33 protein-coding genes are annotated in these 17,589 nt (G+C 32.2%); all 33 read left to right on the top strand.

Annotation, left to right across the window (positions count from 1 at the left end; translation table 11 throughout):
- The first annotated feature begins 239 nt into the window (after positions 1 to 239).
- The 33 genes from rpsJ (at position 240) to truA (ending at position 17,434) form a co-directional block, all read left to right on the top strand.
- On the top strand, positions 240 to 548 hold the full coding sequence (gene rpsJ, locus ACLVEP_RS07795) for a 30S ribosomal protein S10 (protein WP_412583996.1): 309 nt from the start codon (positions 240 to 242) through the stop codon (positions 546 to 548).
- A 21-nt stretch (positions 549 to 569) separates the two neighbouring features.
- Complete coding sequence (gene rplC, locus ACLVEP_RS07800) at positions 570 to 1,292, top strand: 50S ribosomal protein L3 (RefSeq protein ID WP_412583998.1); 723 nt, start codon at positions 570 to 572, stop codon at positions 1,290 to 1,292.
- A gap of 22 nt (positions 1,293 to 1,314) precedes the next feature.
- A complete protein-coding gene (gene rplD, locus ACLVEP_RS07805) occupies positions 1,315 to 1,938 on the top strand; it encodes a 50S ribosomal protein L4 (protein WP_022001348.1) in 624 nt (207 codons plus the stop codon).
- Entirely contained in the window at positions 1,938 to 2,228 is a 291-nt protein-coding gene (rplW, locus tag ACLVEP_RS07810; protein ID WP_412583999.1) for a 50S ribosomal protein L23, read from the top strand. The genes rplD and rplW overlap by 1 nt, the downstream gene beginning before the upstream one ends.
- 56 nt (positions 2,229 to 2,284) lie before the next feature.
- Entirely contained in the window at positions 2,285 to 3,118 is an 834-nt protein-coding gene (gene rplB, locus ACLVEP_RS07815) for a 50S ribosomal protein L2 (protein WP_412584001.1), read from the top strand.
- A 17-nt stretch (positions 3,119 to 3,135) separates the two neighbouring features.
- Positions 3,136 to 3,414 (top strand): 30S ribosomal protein S19, encoded by a 279-nt coding sequence (gene rpsS, locus ACLVEP_RS07820; RefSeq protein ID WP_022001351.1) that lies wholly within the window; start codon positions 3,136 to 3,138, stop codon positions 3,412 to 3,414.
- Positions 3,415 to 3,429: 15 nt separating this feature from the next.
- A complete protein-coding gene (gene rplV / locus ACLVEP_RS07825) occupies positions 3,430 to 3,762 on the top strand; it encodes a 50S ribosomal protein L22 (protein WP_022001352.1) in 333 nt (110 codons plus the stop codon).
- An 11-nt stretch (positions 3,763 to 3,773) separates the two neighbouring features.
- Positions 3,774 to 4,427 carry a 30S ribosomal protein S3 gene (rpsC, locus tag ACLVEP_RS07830; RefSeq protein WP_412584003.1) on the top strand — a complete coding sequence of 218 codons (654 nt, stop codon included), beginning with the start codon at positions 3,774 to 3,776 and terminating at the stop codon, positions 4,425 to 4,427.
- 2 nt (positions 4,428 to 4,429) lie between these two features.
- Complete coding sequence (gene rplP, locus ACLVEP_RS07835) at positions 4,430 to 4,840, top strand: 50S ribosomal protein L16 (RefSeq protein ID WP_022001354.1); 411 nt, start codon at positions 4,430 to 4,432, stop codon at positions 4,838 to 4,840.
- A 2-nt stretch (positions 4,841 to 4,842) separates the two neighbouring features.
- The gene (gene rpmC / locus ACLVEP_RS07840; RefSeq protein WP_022001355.1) at positions 4,843 to 5,037 is read left to right on the top strand and encodes a 50S ribosomal protein L29; all 195 of its coding nucleotides are present in this window, start codon (positions 4,843 to 4,845) and stop codon (positions 5,035 to 5,037) included.
- 12 nt (positions 5,038 to 5,049) lie between these two features.
- Positions 5,050 to 5,310 (top strand): 30S ribosomal protein S17, encoded by a 261-nt coding sequence (gene rpsQ, locus ACLVEP_RS07845; protein ID WP_412584004.1) that lies wholly within the window; start codon positions 5,050 to 5,052, stop codon positions 5,308 to 5,310.
- 25 nt (positions 5,311 to 5,335) lie between these two features.
- On the top strand, positions 5,336 to 5,704 hold the full coding sequence (rplN, locus tag ACLVEP_RS07850; protein WP_032089444.1) for a 50S ribosomal protein L14: 369 nt from the start codon (positions 5,336 to 5,338) through the stop codon (positions 5,702 to 5,704).
- Positions 5,705 to 5,717: 13 nt separating this feature from the next.
- Entirely contained in the window at positions 5,718 to 6,056 is a 339-nt protein-coding gene (rplX, locus tag ACLVEP_RS07855; protein WP_032089445.1) for a 50S ribosomal protein L24, read from the top strand.
- A gap of 17 nt (positions 6,057 to 6,073) precedes the next feature.
- Positions 6,074 to 6,613 carry a 50S ribosomal protein L5 gene (gene rplE / locus ACLVEP_RS07860; RefSeq protein WP_412584006.1) on the top strand — a complete coding sequence of 180 codons (540 nt, stop codon included), beginning with the start codon at positions 6,074 to 6,076 and terminating at the stop codon, positions 6,611 to 6,613.
- Between the two features lie 13 nt (positions 6,614 to 6,626).
- The gene (locus ACLVEP_RS07865) at positions 6,627 to 6,812 is read left to right on the top strand and encodes a type Z 30S ribosomal protein S14 (RefSeq protein WP_003536834.1); all 186 of its coding nucleotides are present in this window, start codon (positions 6,627 to 6,629) and stop codon (positions 6,810 to 6,812) included.
- Positions 6,813 to 6,848: 36 nt separating this feature from the next.
- Positions 6,849 to 7,244: a 30S ribosomal protein S8 gene (rpsH, locus tag ACLVEP_RS07870; RefSeq protein WP_022001360.1), complete on the top strand. Its 396-nt coding sequence runs from the start codon at positions 6,849 to 6,851 to the stop codon at positions 7,242 to 7,244.
- A gap of 28 nt (positions 7,245 to 7,272) precedes the next feature.
- Positions 7,273 to 7,818, top strand: a complete 546-nt coding sequence (rplF, locus tag ACLVEP_RS07875) for a 50S ribosomal protein L6 (protein WP_412584008.1) — start codon at positions 7,273 to 7,275, stop codon at positions 7,816 to 7,818.
- A gap of 27 nt (positions 7,819 to 7,845) precedes the next feature.
- Positions 7,846 to 8,202, top strand: coding sequence for a 50S ribosomal protein L18 (gene rplR, locus ACLVEP_RS07880; RefSeq protein ID WP_022001362.1), 357 nt, complete (start codon positions 7,846 to 7,848; stop codon positions 8,200 to 8,202).
- A 12-nt stretch (positions 8,203 to 8,214) separates the two neighbouring features.
- Positions 8,215 to 8,775, top strand: coding sequence for a 30S ribosomal protein S5 (gene rpsE / locus ACLVEP_RS07885; protein WP_412584010.1), 561 nt, complete (start codon positions 8,215 to 8,217; stop codon positions 8,773 to 8,775).
- A 12-nt stretch (positions 8,776 to 8,787) separates the two neighbouring features.
- On the top strand, positions 8,788 to 8,967 hold the full coding sequence (rpmD, locus tag ACLVEP_RS07890; RefSeq protein WP_412584012.1) for a 50S ribosomal protein L30: 180 nt from the start codon (positions 8,788 to 8,790) through the stop codon (positions 8,965 to 8,967).
- A gap of 14 nt (positions 8,968 to 8,981) precedes the next feature.
- Positions 8,982 to 9,422 (top strand): 50S ribosomal protein L15, encoded by a 441-nt coding sequence (gene rplO, locus ACLVEP_RS07895; protein WP_022001365.1) that lies wholly within the window; start codon positions 8,982 to 8,984, stop codon positions 9,420 to 9,422.
- 1 nt (position 9,423) lies between these two features.
- Positions 9,424 to 10,716, top strand: a complete 1,293-nt coding sequence (gene secY / locus ACLVEP_RS07900; RefSeq protein WP_412584014.1) for a preprotein translocase subunit SecY — start codon at positions 9,424 to 9,426, stop codon at positions 10,714 to 10,716.
- Between the two features lie 126 nt (positions 10,717 to 10,842).
- Positions 10,843 to 11,589, top strand: coding sequence for a type I methionyl aminopeptidase (map, locus tag ACLVEP_RS07905; protein WP_412584016.1), 747 nt, complete (start codon positions 10,843 to 10,845; stop codon positions 11,587 to 11,589).
- 19 nt (positions 11,590 to 11,608) lie between these two features.
- Positions 11,609 to 11,830 carry a translation initiation factor IF-1 gene (infA, locus tag ACLVEP_RS07910; RefSeq protein WP_022001368.1) on the top strand — a complete coding sequence of 74 codons (222 nt, stop codon included), beginning with the start codon at positions 11,609 to 11,611 and terminating at the stop codon, positions 11,828 to 11,830.
- Between the two features lie 27 nt (positions 11,831 to 11,857).
- Positions 11,858 to 11,971, top strand: coding sequence for a 50S ribosomal protein L36 (gene rpmJ, locus ACLVEP_RS07915; protein WP_022001369.1), 114 nt, complete (start codon positions 11,858 to 11,860; stop codon positions 11,969 to 11,971).
- An 18-nt stretch (positions 11,972 to 11,989) separates the two neighbouring features.
- A complete protein-coding gene (gene rpsM, locus ACLVEP_RS07920) occupies positions 11,990 to 12,355 on the top strand; it encodes a 30S ribosomal protein S13 (RefSeq protein ID WP_317999512.1) in 366 nt (121 codons plus the stop codon).
- A 17-nt stretch (positions 12,356 to 12,372) separates the two neighbouring features.
- Positions 12,373 to 12,765 (top strand): 30S ribosomal protein S11, encoded by a 393-nt coding sequence (gene rpsK / locus ACLVEP_RS07925; RefSeq protein ID WP_022001371.1) that lies wholly within the window; start codon positions 12,373 to 12,375, stop codon positions 12,763 to 12,765.
- Positions 12,766 to 12,816: 51 nt separating this feature from the next.
- On the top strand, positions 12,817 to 13,761 hold the full coding sequence (locus ACLVEP_RS07930) for a DNA-directed RNA polymerase subunit alpha (RefSeq protein WP_317999513.1): 945 nt from the start codon (positions 12,817 to 12,819) through the stop codon (positions 13,759 to 13,761).
- 31 nt (positions 13,762 to 13,792) lie between these two features.
- Positions 13,793 to 14,158 carry a 50S ribosomal protein L17 gene (gene rplQ, locus ACLVEP_RS07935; RefSeq protein ID WP_317999514.1) on the top strand — a complete coding sequence of 122 codons (366 nt, stop codon included), beginning with the start codon at positions 13,793 to 13,795 and terminating at the stop codon, positions 14,156 to 14,158.
- A gap of 94 nt (positions 14,159 to 14,252) precedes the next feature.
- The gene (locus ACLVEP_RS07940) at positions 14,253 to 15,083 is read left to right on the top strand and encodes an energy-coupling factor transporter ATPase (protein WP_412584018.1); all 831 of its coding nucleotides are present in this window, start codon (positions 14,253 to 14,255) and stop codon (positions 15,081 to 15,083) included.
- The gene (locus ACLVEP_RS07945) at positions 15,059 to 15,910 is read left to right on the top strand and encodes an energy-coupling factor transporter ATPase (RefSeq protein WP_317999516.1); all 852 of its coding nucleotides are present in this window, start codon (positions 15,059 to 15,061) and stop codon (positions 15,908 to 15,910) included. The genes ACLVEP_RS07940 and ACLVEP_RS07945 overlap by 25 nt, the downstream gene beginning before the upstream one ends.
- Complete coding sequence (locus ACLVEP_RS07950) at positions 15,903 to 16,700, top strand: energy-coupling factor transporter transmembrane component T family protein (RefSeq protein ID WP_412584021.1); 798 nt, start codon at positions 15,903 to 15,905, stop codon at positions 16,698 to 16,700. Before ACLVEP_RS07945 ends, ACLVEP_RS07950 begins: the two co-directional genes overlap by 8 nt.
- Entirely contained in the window at positions 16,700 to 17,434 is a 735-nt protein-coding gene (truA, locus tag ACLVEP_RS07955) for a tRNA pseudouridine(38-40) synthase TruA (RefSeq protein ID WP_412584024.1), read from the top strand. The genes ACLVEP_RS07950 and truA overlap by 1 nt, the downstream gene beginning before the upstream one ends.
- Positions 17,435 to 17,589: the final 155 nt, after the last annotated feature.

Raw genomic sequence — 17,589 nt, forward strand, 5'->3', positions numbered from 1 at the left:
CTCAATTTATCCGAACCATACTATGCACATGTGTCAGATGGTTAATTAAGAAAAAAAATTAAAAAAAATCAAAAAAAGTATTGCATAATGGGTATAATTATCATATAATACCGATGTTGATGTCACGAAGAAGTGCGAGGTTGCTGAAACACCGAAAAGCGTTGTCATGAAACGGCATGTTTCAGGTAATTCGTAACGAGTGGATCAAATCCTATATGAATTTGAAAGGAGAGAATATCATGGCAAATAATAAAATTAGAATTAGATTAAAATCATTTGATCATAAAATTCTAGATGCTTCAGCAGAAAAAATTATTTCTTCTGCAAAAAAATCAGGTGCTCAAGTAGTTGGTCCAGTACCATTACCTACTGAAAAGGAAATATATACAATCCTTAGAGCTGTTCACAAATATAAAGATTCACGTGAACAATTTGAAATTAGAACTCACAAACGTTTAATCGACATTGTGAATCCTACACCAGAAACAGTTGATGTTTTAACTAGATTAGAATTACCTAGTGGTGTAGATATTGAAATTAAATTATAAGAAAGGTAAAAGGTGTAACTCATGAAAGGAATCTTAGGTCGTAAGATTGGAATGACTCAAGTCTTCACAACTGATGGTGTTTTAATCCCTGTTACTGTTGTAGAAGCTACTGAAAACGTAGTATTACAAAAGAAAACAGTTGCAACTGATGGTTATGATGCTGTTAAAGTTGGTTTTGAAGATAAAAGAGAAAAATTAGCAAACAAAGCTGAAAAAGGAATTGCAAACAAAGCTAACACAGCTCCTAAGCGCTTCATTAAAGAATTTCGTTTTGACGAAATGATGAGTTATGAAGTTGGAGATAAAATTACTGTTGATAGCTTCGTAGCTGGTGAAGTTGTAGATGTAACAGGAACTTCAAAAGGTAAAGGTTATCAAGGTGTTATTAAGAGACATGGACAACACATTGGTCCTAAAGGACATGGTTCAGGAGCTCATAGAATTGTTGGTTCAATGGGACCAATCGCTCCAAACAGAATCGCTCCAGGTAAAAAATTACCAGGACAAATGGGACATGTAACTCGTACAATTCAAAACTTAGAAGTTGTAGCAGTAGATCCAGAAAACAACTTATTATTAATCAAAGGTTCAGTACCAGGACCTAAAAAAGGTTTAGTTGTTGTTAAAACTGCTATCAAAAAAGCTGGTCAAGTAAATCCAGTACATGAATTAGTAGATTACACTCCAGAAGAAGTTGAAGAAACTGTAGTAGAAGAAGCTGTAGAAACAGCTGCTGCAGAATAATTTGAAGAAGGAGGAAATGAGAATGCTTAACGTAAAAGTATTTAACCAAGAAGGTGCAGAAGTTAAAGACTTAGAATTAAATGAAGCAGTTTTCGGTATTGAACCACATAAACAAGCTATGTTCGATATGGTCTTATTACAAAGAGCATCTTTAAGACAAGGTACACATAAAGTTAAAAACCGTACTGAAGTTGCTGGTGGTGGAAGAAAACCATGGCGTCAAAAAGGTACAGGTAGAGCTAGACAAGGTTCAACACGTGCTCCACAATGGAGAGGTGGAGGAGTTGTCTTTGGTCCTACACCAAGAAGTTATAAATTCAAATTAAACCGTAAAGTTAGAAGATTAGCTTTAAAATCAGCATTATCTTCAAAAGTTCAAGATAATGAATTTACAGCAATCGATGGAATTTCATTCGAAGCTCCAAAAACTAAACAAATGGTTAAAGTATTAGAAAACTTAAACGCTCCAGTAAAAACATTAATCGTTGTTGATGAAATCACATTAAATGTTGAAAAATCAGCAAGCAATATTCCAGGAGTTAAGTTATTAGATGCTAAACATGTTAATGTTTATGATATCTTAAACAGTGATAAGTTAATTATGACTGAAGCTGCAATCAAAGCTGTTGAGGAGGTATTAGCATAATGGCACACATGACAGATGTATTAAAAAAACCAGTACTTACTGAAAAGTCATTAGCTCTTCAAACTGAAGAAAATAAATACACATTTGATGTGGATTTAAATGCTAACAAAACTGAAGTTAAAATCGCAGTTGAAACTTTATTCAATGTAAAAGTTGAAAAAGTTAACATTATGAATGTTAAACCTAAAGCTAAAAGAATGGGTAGATATGAAGGTAAAACTAACAAAAGAAGAAAAGCTATCGTTAAATTAGCTGAAGGAAGCACAATCAATTATTTTGATGAAGATTAATTGATAAAATATTGGAATAACTCGTTCCAGATAAGAAAAATAGGAGGAAACTAAAGATGGCAATCAAAACTTATAAGCCAGTGACTAACGGTCGTCGTAATATGACTTCATTAACTTATGAAGAAATTACAACTAATAAACCTGAAAAATCTTTAGTTGCAAAAAAATCTAAAAAAGGTGGACGTAACAACCAAGGTGTGATCACAACTCGTCATCATGGTGGTGGACACAAACAAAAATACCGTATTATCGATTTCAAAAGAAATAAAGATAATATCCCAGGTAAAGTTGCAACTATTGAATATGATCCAAACAGATCAGCAAACATCGCATTAATTAATTATGTAGATGGTGAAAAAAGATATATTTTAGCTCCAAAAGGGTTAGAAGTAGGAATGGAAATCATTTCTGGTGAAGAAGCAGATATCAAAGTTGGTAATGCATTACCAATGGGAAATATGCCTGAAGGTACTGTAATTCACAATATTGAAATGCAACCTGGTAAAGGTGGACAAATCGCAAGATCTGCTGGTGTGTCTGCTCAAATCTTAGGTAAAGAAGGAAAATATGTAACTGTAAGACTTGCATCTGGTGAAGTAAGAAAATTATTATCAGTATGTAGAGCTACAGTTGGTGTAGTAGGAAATGAAGATCATGGTTTAGTAAACTATGGTAAAGCAGGACGTATGAGATGGAAAGGTATTAGACCTACAGTTCGTGGTTCTGTAATGAACCCTAATGATCACCCTCATGGTGGTGGGGAAGGTAGAACTTCTATCGGACGTAAAGCACCAATGACTCCTTGGGGTAAAAAAGCTATGGGTGTTAAAACTAGAAAGAACAAAAAAGCTTCGACTAAATTAATTGTACGTCGTCGCAATGGTAAATAATAAGGAGGAAAGAAAAAATGGCACGTAGTTTAAAAAAGGGACCATTTGTTGATGCTCATTTAATGAAAAAAGTAGAAGCATTAAATGAATCAGGTAAAAAAGAAGTTATCAAAACTTGGTCAAGACGTTCAACAATCTTCCCTCAATTTATCGAACATACATTTGCAGTATATAACGGAAAAGAACATATTCCTGTTTACGTTACTGAAGACATGGTTGGTCATAAATTAGGAGAATTCGCTCCAACTAGAACTTTCCATGGTCATGATGCTGACGATAAAAAAGGAAAGAAATAGAGAGGAGAATAGAACATGGAAGCAAAAGCAGTAGCTAAAACAATTCGTGTATCACCTCAAAAAGCAAGATTAGTAGTTGATTTAGTAAGAGGTAAAACAGTTAAAGAAGCACTTGGTATCTTAGAATATACTAATAAAGCTGCTTCTCCTGCAATCTCAAAAGTTGTTAAATCTGCAGCACAAAACGCTGTATATAACAATGATGCAGATGCAGAAAAATTATATGTTAAAGCAATCTTCGTTGATGAAGGTCCAATTTTAAAAAGATTCGCTGCAAGAGCTAAAGGTAGCGGAACAAGAATTTTAAAAAGAACATGCCACATTACTTGTGTGGTTGATGAAAGATAGGAGGTACTAGAATGGGTCAAAAAGTAAGTCCAGTAGGTTTACGTGTTGGTGTTAACCGTAATTGGGATTCAAGATGGTACGCAAACGATCAAGATTTCGCTGGTTTATTACATGAAGATATTAAAGTTCGTGATTATATTCTTAAAAAACTTAAAACAGCTTCAGTAGCAAAAGTTGAAATCGAAAGATCAAAAAATCGTGTAACAATTTTTGTTCACACATCTAGACCTGGTGTAGTTATCGGTAAAGATGGTGAAGCAGTAGATGCTTTAAGAAAAGAAGTATCTAAATTAGTAAGTAGTAAACAAGTTTTCATTAACATTGTTGAAATTAAAAATCCAGATGTTGTTGCTCAATTAGTAGCAAATAACATTGCAGAACAATTAGAAAATCGTGCATCTTTTAGAACTGTTCAAAAACGTGCTATTCAAAGAGCAATAAGAGCAGGAGCTAAAGGAATTAAAACTAATGTTTCAGGACGTTTAGGTGGAGCTGATATGGCTCGTGCTGAAGGTTACTCTGAAGGGAATGTCCCTCTTCATACTTTAAGAGCTGATATCGATTATGCGACTGCAGAAGCAGATACAACTTATGGTAAATTAGGAGTTAAAGTTTGGATTTGTAAGGGAGAAATCCTTCCTGAAAAAAAGAAAGGGGATAAATAATCATGTTGATGCCTAAAAGAACAAAATACAGAAGACCTCACCGTGTTAGCTACGAAGGTAGAACTAAAGGTGGAGACAAAGTATCATTTGGTGAATTTGGTTTAGTAGCAACTGAAGGTGCTTGGATTACTTCTCGTCAAATTGAAGCAGCACGTATTGCCATCAACCGTTATATGAACCGTGGTGGTAAAGTATGGATTAGAATTTTCCCTCACTTAGCTAAAACTAAAAAACCATTAGAAGTACGTATGGGATCAGGTAAAGGTTCTCCAGAAGAATGGGTAGCAGTAGTTAAAACTGGTAGAGTATTATTTGAAGTTGCTGGTTTAGATGAAGCTACATTAAGAGAAGCTTTAAGACTTGCATCTCATAAATTACCTATTAAATGTAAAATCATTGGAAAGGGTGAATAGTTATGACAGCGCAAGAAATTAGAGAATTAGATACTGAAGCTTTATTAGCTAAAGTTGAAGAATACAAAAAAGAGCTTTTTGGATTAAGATTCCAACAAGCTACAGGACAATTAGAAAACACTGCACGTATTAGACAAGTTCGTAAAACAATCGCTCGTATTAAAACAGTGATTAGAGAAAGAGAATTAAACCAATAGGAGGAGATACAAATGGAAAGAAATAATCGTAAAGTTTATACTGGTACAGTTGTATCTACTAAAATGGATAAAACTATTACAGTGCTAGTTGAAACACATGTAAAACATAAGTTATATGGTAAACGTATGAAATCATCTACAAAATTTCATGCACATGATGAAAACAACGCTGCTCAAGTTGGAGATACAGTTAAAATCATGTCAACAAGACCATTATCTGCTACAAAACGTTTCCGTTTAGTAGAAATCGTAAAAAAAGCAGAAACAGTTTAATAAACTCTAAAAGGAGGTAACCGGAATGATTCAAAACGAAAGTAGACTTAAAGTTGCTGATAATACTGGTGCTAAAGAAGTATTAGTAATTCGTAACTTAGGTGGGTCAAATAGAAAAACAAGTAGTATTGGAGATGTTGTTGTAGCAACAGTTAAACAAGCAGCTCCAAATGGTACTGTTAAAAAAGGTGAAGTAGTAAAAGCTGTTATCGTTAGAACTAAATATGCAGTAGGACGTGAAAACGGTTCTTACATTAAATTCGATGATAACGCTTGTGTTATTATCAGAGATGACAAGTCTCCAAGAGGGACTCGTATCTTTGGACCAGTTGCAAGAGAGTTAAGAGATGCTGATTTCATGAAAATCGTATCATTAGCTCCAGAAGTATTATAAGGAGGCGTGGCACATGAAAATCCGTGTTGGTGATACTGTTGTAGTTATCGCAGGTAAAGATAAAGGTAAGACAGGTGAAGTGTTACAAGTTCTTGCTAAAGAAGAAAGAGTAATCGTTGAAGGAGTAAACATGGTAACAAAACATGTTAAACCTTCACAAGCTGATCCTGAAGGTGGAATTGTTAACAAAGAAGCTCCAATTCATGTTTCTAATGTTGCATTCTATGATTCAAAATCAAAATCTGCAGTTAAATTAGGATATAAAGTATCTGTAGATGAAAATGGAAAGAAAACTAAAGTACGTGTTAACAAAAAAACAGGTGCAGAAGTTGATTCTAAGAAAAAGAAATAATTGAAAGGAGATAGCAAATGAATCGTTTACAAGAACGTTATGAAAACGAAGTAGTTAAGTCGTTAATGGAAAAATTCAATTATTCTTCTAAAATGCAAGCACCAAAAATCGAAAAAATCGTATTAAATATTGGTGTTGGTGATGCAGTATCTAATTCAAAATTATTAGATGATGCAGTTAATGAATTAACATTAATTACTGGTCAAAAACCAGTTGTCACTAGAGCTAAAAAATCAATTGCTGGTTTCAAATTAAGAGAAGGTCAAGCAATCGGTTGTAAAGTCACTTTACGTGGTGAAAGAATGTATGAATTTTTAGATAAATTAGTAAATGTATCTTTACCTCGTGTAAGAGACTTTAGAGGTGTATCAAATAACTCATTTGATGGAAGAGGAAACTATACTTTAGGTATTAAAGAACAATTAATCTTCCCTGAAATTGATTTTGATAAAGTAAACAAATTAAGAGGAATGGATATCGTATTCGTAACAACAGCTAAAACTGATGAAGAAGGTCATGAGTTATTAGCTCAATTAGGAATGCCTTTCCATAAATAAGGAGGACTTATAAATGGCTAAAACATCAATGAAAGTGAAACAACAACGTCCTCAAAAATATAAAGTACGTGAATACACACGTTGTGAACGTTGTGGTAGACCACATTCAGTAATTAGAAAGTTCAAACTTTGCAGAATTTGCTTCCGTGAATTAGCTTATAAAGGTGAAATTCCTGGTGTAAAAAAAGCAAGTTGGTAATGATAAAATAATCCGTATTGGAAGGAGGACACGCAAATGGTAATGACAGATCCAATTGCAGATATGTTAACAAGAATCCGTAACGCAAATAACACGTTAAAAGAAGAAGTAAGTATTCCTACATCTACATTAAAAGTTGGAATTGCTGAAATCTTAAAAAATGAAGGATTCATTAAAGGATATAAAGTTGAAGGCGAAGGTGCTGAATCAAACATTATTATCACTTTAAAATATAGAGGAAAAGATAAAGTAATCACTGATTTAAAAAGAATTTCTAAACCAGGATTACGTGTATATGCAAAAGTAAACGAAATTCCTAGAGTATTAAATGGTTTAGGTATTGTAATTCTATCAACTTCTCAAGGTTTAATGACTGATAAAGAAGCTAGAGCTAAACAAGTTGGTGGAGAAGTATTAGCATATATCTGGTAATAAAAAAATTATACAGGAGGTATAACTGATGTCTCGTATCGGTAATAAAATTATCACTGTACCTGAAGGAGTAACTGTTGAAATCGCTGAAGATAACACAGTAACAGTTACTGGATCAAAAGGGACTTTAGTGAAACAATTTTCTCCAGCAATTTCATTTAAACAAGAAGGAAATGAAATTACTGTAGTAAGAAGTAGTGAAGAAAAACATGTAAAACAATTACATGGTACAACAAGAGCTTTACTTGCTAACATGATCGAAGGTGTTCACAATGGATATTCTAAAACATTAGAAATCGTTGGTATTGGATACCGTGGTCAAATGAAAGGAAATACATTAGTATTAAATATTGGTTTCTCTCATCAAGTAGAAATCGAAGCTGAAGAAGGAGTAAAAGTTGAAACTCCAAACCCAAATACTATCGTGGTTTCTGGAATTGATAAAGAACGTGTTGGTCAAATGGCTGCATTAATTAGATCTAAGAAAAAACCTGAACCATATAAAGGAAAAGGTATTAAATATAGTGATGAAAGAATCATCAGAAAAGAAGGAAAAACTGCTGGTAAGAAGTAGTTTAAGAGTAAGAAAGGAGCTATCTTTATGGCTAAATTACAATCTCGTAATGATGTACGTTTAAAACGTCATGCTAGAGTTCGTAGAAAAATTAGTGGAACTCCAGAATGTCCACGTTTAAATGTTTTCCGTTCAAATGCTCATATTCACGCTCAAATTATTGATGATGTCAATGGTGTTACATTAGTTAGCGCATCAAGCGTTGAAATGAAATTAGAAAACGGTGGAAACATTGCTGCTGCAACTGCAGTAGGAAAAGAAATTGCTGAAAGAGCAATCGCAAAAGAAATTAAAAATGTTGTATTTGATCGTGGTGGATATATTTATCATGGTCGTGTAAAAGCATTAGCAGAAGCTGCTAGAGAAGCTGGATTAGAATTCTAGAAGGAGGTCAATATGGAACAACGTAAACCAAGAACTAACAATGGTGAAAGAAAACCAAGAAGAAATGGTCAAAGAAGAGCACCAAGAAGAGAAGAAAAAGAATTTGAAGAACGTGTTGTTACTATTAACCGTGTAACAAAAGTAGTAAAAGGTGGACGTAGAATGCGTTTTGCTGCTTTAGTTGTTATTGGAGATAGAAAAGGTAGAGTTGGATTTGGTACTGGTAAAGCTAACGAAGTACCTGATGCAATTAGAAAAGCATGTGAAAATGCAAAACGTAATGTTATCAAAGTACCTTCTGTAAATGGTACTATTCCTCATGAAGTAAACGGTGTTTATGGATCAGGAAATGTATTTATTAAACCAGCATCTCAAGGTACTGGAATCATCGCTGGTGGACCAGTTCGTGCTGTTGTAGAATTAGCTGGTTACCGTGATATCTTATCTAAATGTATTGGTTCTAGAACTCCAATCAATATGGTAAGAGCAACAATGCAAGGATTAGCTTCATTAAAAACAGTTAATGAAGTTGCAGAATTAAGAGAAAAAACTGTTGATGAAATTTTTGGATAGGAGGCAAACAAAATGGCAAAAGTAAGTATTACACTTAAAAAGAGTCCAATTGGTTGCTTACCAAAACAAAGAATGACTCTTAAAGCTTTAGGATTAACTAAAATTAATAAAACTGTTGAATTAGAAAACAACCCTACTACTCAAGGTATGATCAGAGTAGTTGGACACCTAGTAACAGTAGAAGAAAAATAATAGGAGGTGTAACTATGAAACTTCACGAATTACAATATACTGAAGGTGCTCGTAAAGCAAGAAAACGTGTTGGACGTGGTACTAGTTCAGGTAATGGTAAAACAGCAGGTAGAGGTCAAAAAGGTCAAGGAGCTAGATCTGGTGGAGGTAAAAAACCAGGATTCGAAGGTGGACAAACTCCATTATTCATGCGTTTACCTAAGAGAGGATTTACAAACTATACTCGTAAAGAATATGCTATCGTAAATCTTGAAACTTTAAATAAATTTGAAGATGGTGCAACAGTTAACGCTGCTGCGTTAAAAGAAGCAGGAATCATCAAAAAAGAATTAGATGGTGTTAAAGTATTAGGAAATGGAGCTATTGAAAAGAAATTAACTGTTCAAGCTGCCAAATTCTCTAAATCAGCTGTTGCCGCAATTGAAGCTGCAGGTGGAAAAACTGAGGTGATTTAAGATGTTAACTTTTTTGAAGAACGTATTCAAAAAGGGTGAACTTCGTCGAAAAGTCATTTTCACACTTGGAATTTTATTCGTGTACCGTTTAGGTGCAGGAATTACAATTCCAGGTGTTAATGTGGGTTCATTAAGTAGTAGTGATGCTACAAATGGTATTTTCGGAATCATGAATTTGCTTGGTGGAGGTACCTTGGAAAGATTTTCTCTTTTCGCATTAGGTGTTTCACCATACATTACATCATCTATTATAATTGAATTATTATCAATGGATGTTATTCCAGCGTTAACACGCTGGCGTAAAGAAGGTAACACTGGTAAGAAGAAAAAAGACCGTGTTACTCGTGTATTAACTTTATTATTAGCTGCATTACAAGGTGGAGTTTTAACTTATGCCTTTGATACAAGTTATAATATATTAGTTGATACTTCAATCTGGTCATATATTTATGTAGTGCTCATTATGATGGCTGGAAGTATGTTAGCTATTTGGTTAGGTGATCAAATTACTCAAAAAGGAATTGGTAATGGGGTTTCATTATTAATCTTTACTGGTATTGTTTCTAACTTACCAAATGCATTCTTAACAACTTATGATAACCTCGTCACTTATGATAGTGGAATGTGGTTAGATATTGCTTGGTATGTATTATTTGTTGTGGTTTATCTTTCAATTGTAGTCTTTGTAGTATTTACTGAAGGTGCAATTAGAAAGGTCCCAGTCAATTATGCATCTAGTACAAGTGTAACAATGAGAACTAGGGAACAAACACATATGCCTATTAAAATTAATAGTTCAGGTGTTTTACCAGTAATCTTTGCTTCTTCAGTACTAGCAGCACCAAGAACAATAGTAAGTTTCATGAAAGCATCTAGTACAACTAAGATGATAAATACTATATTTAATTATCAAGAACCAGTTGGATTCTGTTTATATATTTTAATGATTATAGGATTTACTTTCTTTTATTCAAACTTACAAATTGATGCTGAAAAAATTAGTGATGATTTGAAGAAAAATGGTGGATCAATACCTGGTGTAAGAACTGGTATTGAAACTAAGAACTATATTAAACGAGTTCTTAATCAAGTTACTGTTGCAGGATCACTTACTTTATGTATTATCGCAGCAATTCCAATTATTACTCCAATAATTTGGACACAAACTGAAAATGCAAGCCTATCACTTGGTGGTACTGGTTTGATTATCGTTACAGGAGTTGCACTTGAAACAGTAAAACAAATCAAAACATATATTACTAGAAAAGAATATCATGGTTATATTCGTAAATAATAATGATTTCTTTTATGGATTCATAAATATCTAAAGAAATAAATTAATTTTGAAGAAGCAGTTATCAAAGTTAAGAAGTTATAATTAACGTCTTTAAGATATCGATGAAAGCCTGGAGGTTTATTAATGATAATTACTAAAGATGAGAGAGAAATTGAATTAATGACTGAAGCTGGTAGAATTGTTGCTTTAGTTCATGAAAAATTGAAAGAAGTTATTGTACCAGGAATAACTACTAACGAAATTGACCAAATTTGTGATAAAATAATTAGGGAACATGGTGCAACACCTTCCTTTCTACATCTTTATGGTTTTCCAAATAGTGTATGTACTTCGATTAATGAAGTTGTAGTGCATGGAATACCTAGTAATAGAAAGCTAAAAGATGGAGATGTTATTTCAGTTGATGTTGGGGCATGTTACAAAGGATATCATGGTGACAGTGCTTGGACTTATGCAGTAGGAAATGTAAGCAGTGAAACAAAAAGACTTATGACTGTTTGTGAAAATGCTTTGTACGCTGGATTAGAACAAGTTAAACCAGGAGTTAGACTTTCAGATATTTCACATGCAATTGAAGAATATCTTACAAAGAACAATTGTACAACTCCACGTGATTATACAGGGCATGGAATTGGTACTAATGTTCATGAAGATCCTGCAGTTCCTAATTATGGTGCGCCTGGAAGAGGTCCTAGACTTAAAAAAGGAATGTGTTTGGCTATTGAGCCAATGGCACACTTAGGAGCTAAAGAAACAGTTACTCTTGATGATGGATGGACTGTTATTACAAAAGATCATTCATTAGCTGCTCATTATGAACATACAATCGTCATTACTGATGGCGGTTATAGAATTCTTACAAAACTTTAATAAAAGGAGTTGAAGAACGATGGCAAAAAAAGATGACGTTATTGAAGTAGAAGCTACAGTTTTAGAAACATTACCAAATGCAATGTTTAAAGTAGCTTTAGAAAATGGAGTGGAAATTCTTGCTCACGTTTCTGGTAAAATCCGTATGCACTACATTCGCATTTTACCGGGGGATAGAGTTACCGTTGAAATATCTCCATATGATTTAACACGTGGGCGAATTACATTTAGACATAAATAAAAAATCTTCCAAAAGGAGGTAGACAGGATGAAGGTAAGACCATCTGTAAAACCAATGTGTGATAAATGCAGAGTAATTAAAAGAAAAGGGCGCGTAATGATTATTTGCGAAAACCCAAAACATAAACAAAGACAAGGTTAGTATTTAGGAGGAAATAAAATGGCTCGTATTGCAGGTGTAGATATCCCACGTGATAAGCGTGTTGTTATCTCATTAACTTATGTATATGGTATCGGTAAATCTACAGCTAAAGAAATCTTAAAAGCTGCTGGTATCAGTGAAGATGTAAGAGTTAAAGATTTAACTGAAGAAGAAGTTACAAAAATCAGAAAAGAAGTTGAAAAAATTAAAGTTGAAGGTGACTTACGTAGAGAAGTTCAATTAAACATCAAACGTTTAATGGAAATCGGAAGCTACAGAGGTATGCGTCACCGTAAAGGACTTCCTGTTCGTGGTCAAAAAACTAAAACTAATGCTAGAACTCGTAAGGGTAAAGCTAGACCAATCGCAGGAAAGAAAAAATAATAGGAGGTTGAAAGGAAATGGCTAGAGTAAAACAAACACGTGGTAAAAAACGTGTAAGAAAAAATATTGCAAAAGGTGTTGCACACGTTCATTCTACTTTCAATAATACTATTGTAACAATTACTGATGAACATGGTAACGTATTAACTTGGTCAAGTGCTGGAGCTTTAGGTTTCAAAGGATCAAGAAAATCAACACCATTTGCTGCACAAATGGCATCAGAAGCTGCAGCTAAAGCTTCTATGGAACATGGAGTAAAAACTGTAGATGTAAATGTAAAAGGTCCAGGACCAGGACGTGAAGCAGCAGTTAGAGCTTTACAAGCTGCTGGATTAGAAGTTACTTCAATTAATGATGTAACACCAATTCCACATAACGGTTGTCGTCCACCAAAACGTCCTCGTGGATAGTATTATTGTAGTAAATTAGAATACAAAACATTCCTATAGAGGAGGGAACATATGCATAAATTCGAAAAAGCAAACTTTAATATTGATCATTATGACGAAACAGAAAATTATGCAAAATTTGTCATTGAACCATTAGAAAGAGGATTCGGAACTACTTTAGGTAATGCCTTAAGAAGAGTTTTACTTTCTTCTTTACCAGGTTCTGCTGTTTATGCAATCAAAGTTCAAGGAGCAATTCATGAATTTTCTGCAATTGATGGTGTCGTTGAAGATGTCACAGCAATGATTTTAAATATTAAGAAATTAGTTTTTGATGTAGACAGTGAAGACACTGCTACAATGATTATTGATGTAAAAGGTCCTGCTACTGTAACAGGTGCTGATATTCAATGTCCTGCTGAAGTCAAAATGATTTCTAATGACATGGTAATTGCACATGTTGCAGAAGGTGGTCACTTATATATGGAATTATTTGCTAAAAAAGATCGTGGATATGTGTCTGCTGATCAAAATAAAGTAAATATCAACACTCTTGGTGTTATTCCAACAGATTCAATCTATTCACCAATTGAAAAAGTTGCTTACTCTGTAGAACCAACTCGTGTTGGAGAAAGTGCTAAGTATGATCAATTAGTATTAGAAGTTGAAACTAATGGTTCACTAAAACCATTTGAAGCTATTTCATTAGCAGCAAAAATTTTAGTTGAACATTTAAATATGTTTGTTGAATTGACTGATATGGCTAAAAACATGGAAGTTATGTCTGAAACTCAAAATGATACAACAAATAAAGTATTAGATATGACAATCGAAGAATTAGATTTATCTGTTCGTTCATACAACTGTTTAAAGAGAGCTGGTATTCAAACAGTTCAAGATCTTGCTTCTAAATCAGAAGATGATATGATTAAAGTAAGAAACTTAGGTAAAAAATCATTAAAAGAAGTTAAAGAAAAATTAATCGAATTAGGTTTAGGATTTAAACCTATCGATTAATTCAGAATACTCGAAAAGGAGCGTTAATCTCATGGCTAAAAATAGAAAATTAGGACGCACTTCAGATATTAGAAAATCTATGTTACGTAGTTTAGCTACTGAAGTTATTGTAAACGGAAAAGTTGAAACAACTGTAACAAGAGCTAAAGAAGTTCGTAGTGTTGTTGATGAATTAATTACTTTAGGTAAACGTGGAGACTTACATGCAAGAAGACAAGCTGCTGCTGATATGCACAAAGTTGTTGATGAAGCAACTGGAAAAACAGCTGTACAAATCTTATTTGATGACGTTGCACCTAAATTTAAAGATGTTAATGGTGGATATACTACTATCTTAAAAACTTATAACCGTAAAGGTGATAATGCACCAATGGCAATCTTATCATTAACTAAATAATGATGTGGGACTGAAGAGATTCAGTCCTTTTTTTATTTGACTTGTTTCTTTATAAATTATAGAATGAACTAAACACATTCATGAGGAGAAGACAATGGAAGATATAATAAAAGTTAAAAATTTATGTTTTGAATATGAACCAGGGCTAAAAACAATTCATGATATTTCTTTTCAAATTCATAAAGGTGAATATGTTGCTATTTTAGGACATAATGGAAGTGGTAAAAGTACGATTGCTAAGTTACTTATTGGATTATTAGAAAAAAAATCTGGAGAAATTATTGTTGATGATTATCAATTGAATTTAGAAAATTTATACAAAGTCAGAGAAAAAATAGGAATTGTTTTTCAAAATCCAGATAATCAATTTATAGGAGCTACTGTGCGAGATGATATTGCATTTGGATTAGAAAATATTTGTGTTCCAAGAGAAAAAATGGATGAGCTTATTGATAAATATTCTAAGGTAGTAAGAATGGAAAATTTTTTAGATCATGAACCAACTAAATTATCTGGTGGTCAAAAACAAAGGGTTGCTATTGCAGGAATTTTAGCAATGAATCCATCAATCATTATTTTAGATGAAGCAACAAGTATGTTAGATCCACGAGGTAGAAAAGAAATAAATGAATTAGTAAGGGAATTAAAAAAGCAAAATAATATGACAATCATTTCAATTACTCATGATATTGAAGAAGCAAAAAATGCGGACCGAGTTATTCTTTTAAATAAAGGAGAAATTGTTGATTGTGATAAACCTCAAAAAATATTATCAAATGAAAAATTATTAAAAGAATTAAAATTGGATATTCCTTTTTCATTAAAAATCGCAAGAAAATTAAAAGAAAAAGGGTATCAAATTGAAGATACATTAGACATTGAAGAATTGGAGAAACAATTATGTCAATTACTTGCAAAAATTTAGAACATATTTATGGATATAATACACCTTTCGAATATTACGCACTAAAAAATGTGAATTTAAAAATAGAACAGGGTTCATTTACAGCCATTATAGGTCAAACTGGTAGTGGAAAGTCAACACTTATACAACATATAAATGCTTTGTTATTACCTACAAGTGGTGAAATAAAAATAGATGATTATATTATTTCATATAATGATAAACCTCAAAATTTAAAAAATTTAAGAAAAAAATCTGGATTAGTTTTTCAATTTCCAGAATATCAACTTTTTGAAGAAACAATTGAAAGAGATATTATGTTTGGTCCAATGAATTTTGGAATAGAAGAAAATAAAGCAAAAGAAATTGCTAAAAAATCACTAGAAATGGTAGGATTAGATCAGTCGTATTTAACTAAATCTCCATTTGATTTATCAGGTGGTCAAAAACGTAGAGTAGCAATTGCTGGTATTCTTGCTATGGATCCAGATATTCTTGTTTTAGATGAGCCAACAGCAGGATTAGATCCTTCTGGTATTAGAGAAATGATGGATTTATTTAAAAAAATTCATGAAATGGGAAAAACAGTTATTTTAGTAACTCATGACATGAATCATGTTCTAGAATATTGTGAGAATGTTGTTGTCATGAGTGATGGACAAGTTGAAAAATCAGGAAAAGTGAAGGATGTATTTTTAGATAGTGATTATTTGTTAAATTTAGGAATTGATTTACCATTAATCACAAATTTGATCATTCAATTAAATCAAAACGGATATCATATTGATACCTCTATTAATAACATTAATGATTTAGTAGAAGCAATAGGAGGTGAACTTCATGGATAATATGACTTTTGGTAAATATATTCCAGGAAATTCTCTTATTCATCGTTTAGATCCAAGATTAAAAATATGCGCAGTATTCATATTTTTAATATCTGTTTTCTTTGATGCAGGTTTTGTTGGATATGGAATTCTAGCAATTTATGTTTTAATATGTTCATTATTTTCTAAAATTAAGCTATCACATATTTTAAAAGCAATTAAACCAATGCTTTTTATGATGCTGTTTTTGATGATTTTTAACATCTTTTTAATGAAAACAGGAGATGTTATTGTAAAAATAGGAAATATAAGTATTTATTCAGGGGCTTTATTACAAACAGCTTATATTTTTATAAGACTTGTATTAATTATTACTTTAACAACTTTAATGACATCTACAACGAAACCGCTAGAATTGACACTTGCTATTGAAAGTTTATTAAATCCTTTGAAAAGATTTCATTTTCCTGTTCATGAATTAGCAATGATGATTTCAATTGCGTTAAGGTTTATCCCTGATTTATTAGAAGAAGCTAAAAGAATTATGAAAGCTCAAGCAAGTCGAGGAGCTGATTTTAACGAAGGAAGTTTTATGGAAAAAATTAAATCAATTATTTCTTTAATTATTCCTTTATTTATTTCTGCTTTTCAAAGAGCAGAAGAACTTGCTAATGCTATGGAAAGTAGAAATTATAATCCAGAAGCAACACGAACTAAATATAAAGTTTTGACATGGGCACAATTAGATACAATTGCTATGTTAATAACATTATTTGTTTGTTGTGGAGTGATTATAATGAGTTTTATGTAATGAATAGAATAAAATGTATTGTAAGTTATGATGGAAGTAAATTCCATGGATTTCAGGTTCAAAATCAATTTAGAACAGTACAAGGTGAAATTCAAAAAGCTATTAAAAATATATGTAAAGATGAAAATATTATCATTCATGCAAGTGGGAGAACTGATGCTAAAGTTCATGGAAGAAGACAAGTCTTTCATTTTGACACTTTAAGAGACATGCCAGAAAAGCAATGGAAAAGAGCCATTAATCATTTTTTACCAAATGATATTTATATTATAGATAGTTCTTTAGTCGATGAAAATTTTCATAGTCGTTATTCTGCAGTAAAAAAAGAATATCATTATCTTTTAAGTATGAATGATTACTCTCCTTTTGAAACAAATTATATCTATCAATATGGAAGAGAATTAGATATAGATGCAATGAGAGATGCAGCACAAATTTTTATTGGGGAACATGACTTTGCTTCATTTTGTGCAGTTGATCAATATGGTAATACAATTAGGACACTTTATAAAATTGAAATTGAGAATAATCAAGGAATTGTTACTTTTAAACTTATAGGTAACGGTTTTAGAAGATATATGGTAAGACACTTAGTAGGTGGTCTTATTCAAGTAGGAGCTCATCGAATAACTAAAGAATTCTTAGAAGAGTTATTAAGAAGTAAAGGGAAAAAGAAATGTTTATTTAAGGCAAAACCACAAGGATTATATTTACACGAGGTTTTTTATAAATAGAACAAAATATTTCATATTTCCTGGGAAATGAATTTTATTTTATAAATTTTTACAATATTTATAAATAAGATATTAAAAGGAAACTCTTAGATGATTTCCTTTTTTTGTTTTCATCAATAATCAAAAATGGTAAAATAAAAATATAAAGGAGAGAA

Origin of the sequence: Faecalibacillus sp. (assembly GCF_047023275.1) — a bacterium.
Lineage (GTDB): Bacteria > Bacillota_I > Bacilli_A > Erysipelotrichales > Coprobacillaceae > Faecalibacillus.

Coding starts and splice junctions, on each gene's coding strand:
- rpsJ (WP_412583996.1), top strand. CDS start 240: ATGGCAAATAATAAAATTAGAATTAGATTAAAATCATTTGATCATAAA.
- rplC (WP_412583998.1), top strand. CDS start 570: ATGAAAGGAATCTTAGGTCGTAAGATTGGAATGACTCAAGTCTTCACA.
- rplD (WP_022001348.1), top strand. CDS start 1,315: ATGCTTAACGTAAAAGTATTTAACCAAGAAGGTGCAGAAGTTAAAGAC.
- rplW (WP_412583999.1), top strand. CDS start 1,938: ATGGCACACATGACAGATGTATTAAAAAAACCAGTACTTACTGAAAAG.
- rplB (WP_412584001.1), top strand. CDS start 2,285: ATGGCAATCAAAACTTATAAGCCAGTGACTAACGGTCGTCGTAATATG.
- rpsS (WP_022001351.1), top strand. CDS start 3,136: ATGGCACGTAGTTTAAAAAAGGGACCATTTGTTGATGCTCATTTAATG.
- rplV (WP_022001352.1), top strand. CDS start 3,430: ATGGAAGCAAAAGCAGTAGCTAAAACAATTCGTGTATCACCTCAAAAA.
- rpsC (WP_412584003.1), top strand. CDS start 3,774: ATGGGTCAAAAAGTAAGTCCAGTAGGTTTACGTGTTGGTGTTAACCGT.
- rplP (WP_022001354.1), top strand. CDS start 4,430: ATGTTGATGCCTAAAAGAACAAAATACAGAAGACCTCACCGTGTTAGC.
- rpmC (WP_022001355.1), top strand. CDS start 4,843: ATGACAGCGCAAGAAATTAGAGAATTAGATACTGAAGCTTTATTAGCT.
- rpsQ (WP_412584004.1), top strand. CDS start 5,050: ATGGAAAGAAATAATCGTAAAGTTTATACTGGTACAGTTGTATCTACT.
- rplN (WP_032089444.1), top strand. CDS start 5,336: ATGATTCAAAACGAAAGTAGACTTAAAGTTGCTGATAATACTGGTGCT.
- rplX (WP_032089445.1), top strand. CDS start 5,718: ATGAAAATCCGTGTTGGTGATACTGTTGTAGTTATCGCAGGTAAAGAT.
- rplE (WP_412584006.1), top strand. CDS start 6,074: ATGAATCGTTTACAAGAACGTTATGAAAACGAAGTAGTTAAGTCGTTA.
- ACLVEP_RS07865 (WP_003536834.1), top strand. CDS start 6,627: ATGGCTAAAACATCAATGAAAGTGAAACAACAACGTCCTCAAAAATAT.
- rpsH (WP_022001360.1), top strand. CDS start 6,849: ATGGTAATGACAGATCCAATTGCAGATATGTTAACAAGAATCCGTAAC.
- rplF (WP_412584008.1), top strand. CDS start 7,273: ATGTCTCGTATCGGTAATAAAATTATCACTGTACCTGAAGGAGTAACT.
- rplR (WP_022001362.1), top strand. CDS start 7,846: ATGGCTAAATTACAATCTCGTAATGATGTACGTTTAAAACGTCATGCT.
- rpsE (WP_412584010.1), top strand. CDS start 8,215: ATGGAACAACGTAAACCAAGAACTAACAATGGTGAAAGAAAACCAAGA.
- rpmD (WP_412584012.1), top strand. CDS start 8,788: ATGGCAAAAGTAAGTATTACACTTAAAAAGAGTCCAATTGGTTGCTTA.
- rplO (WP_022001365.1), top strand. CDS start 8,982: ATGAAACTTCACGAATTACAATATACTGAAGGTGCTCGTAAAGCAAGA.
- secY (WP_412584014.1), top strand. CDS start 9,424: ATGTTAACTTTTTTGAAGAACGTATTCAAAAAGGGTGAACTTCGTCGA.
- map (WP_412584016.1), top strand. CDS start 10,843: ATGATAATTACTAAAGATGAGAGAGAAATTGAATTAATGACTGAAGCT.
- infA (WP_022001368.1), top strand. CDS start 11,609: ATGGCAAAAAAAGATGACGTTATTGAAGTAGAAGCTACAGTTTTAGAA.
- rpmJ (WP_022001369.1), top strand. CDS start 11,858: ATGAAGGTAAGACCATCTGTAAAACCAATGTGTGATAAATGCAGAGTA.
- rpsM (WP_317999512.1), top strand. CDS start 11,990: ATGGCTCGTATTGCAGGTGTAGATATCCCACGTGATAAGCGTGTTGTT.
- rpsK (WP_022001371.1), top strand. CDS start 12,373: ATGGCTAGAGTAAAACAAACACGTGGTAAAAAACGTGTAAGAAAAAAT.
- ACLVEP_RS07930 (WP_317999513.1), top strand. CDS start 12,817: ATGCATAAATTCGAAAAAGCAAACTTTAATATTGATCATTATGACGAA.
- rplQ (WP_317999514.1), top strand. CDS start 13,793: ATGGCTAAAAATAGAAAATTAGGACGCACTTCAGATATTAGAAAATCT.
- ACLVEP_RS07940 (WP_412584018.1), top strand. CDS start 14,253: ATGGAAGATATAATAAAAGTTAAAAATTTATGTTTTGAATATGAACCA.
- ACLVEP_RS07945 (WP_317999516.1), top strand. CDS start 15,059: ATGTCAATTACTTGCAAAAATTTAGAACATATTTATGGATATAATACA.
- ACLVEP_RS07950 (WP_412584021.1), top strand. CDS start 15,903: ATGGATAATATGACTTTTGGTAAATATATTCCAGGAAATTCTCTTATT.
- truA (WP_412584024.1), top strand. CDS start 16,700: ATGAATAGAATAAAATGTATTGTAAGTTATGATGGAAGTAAATTCCAT.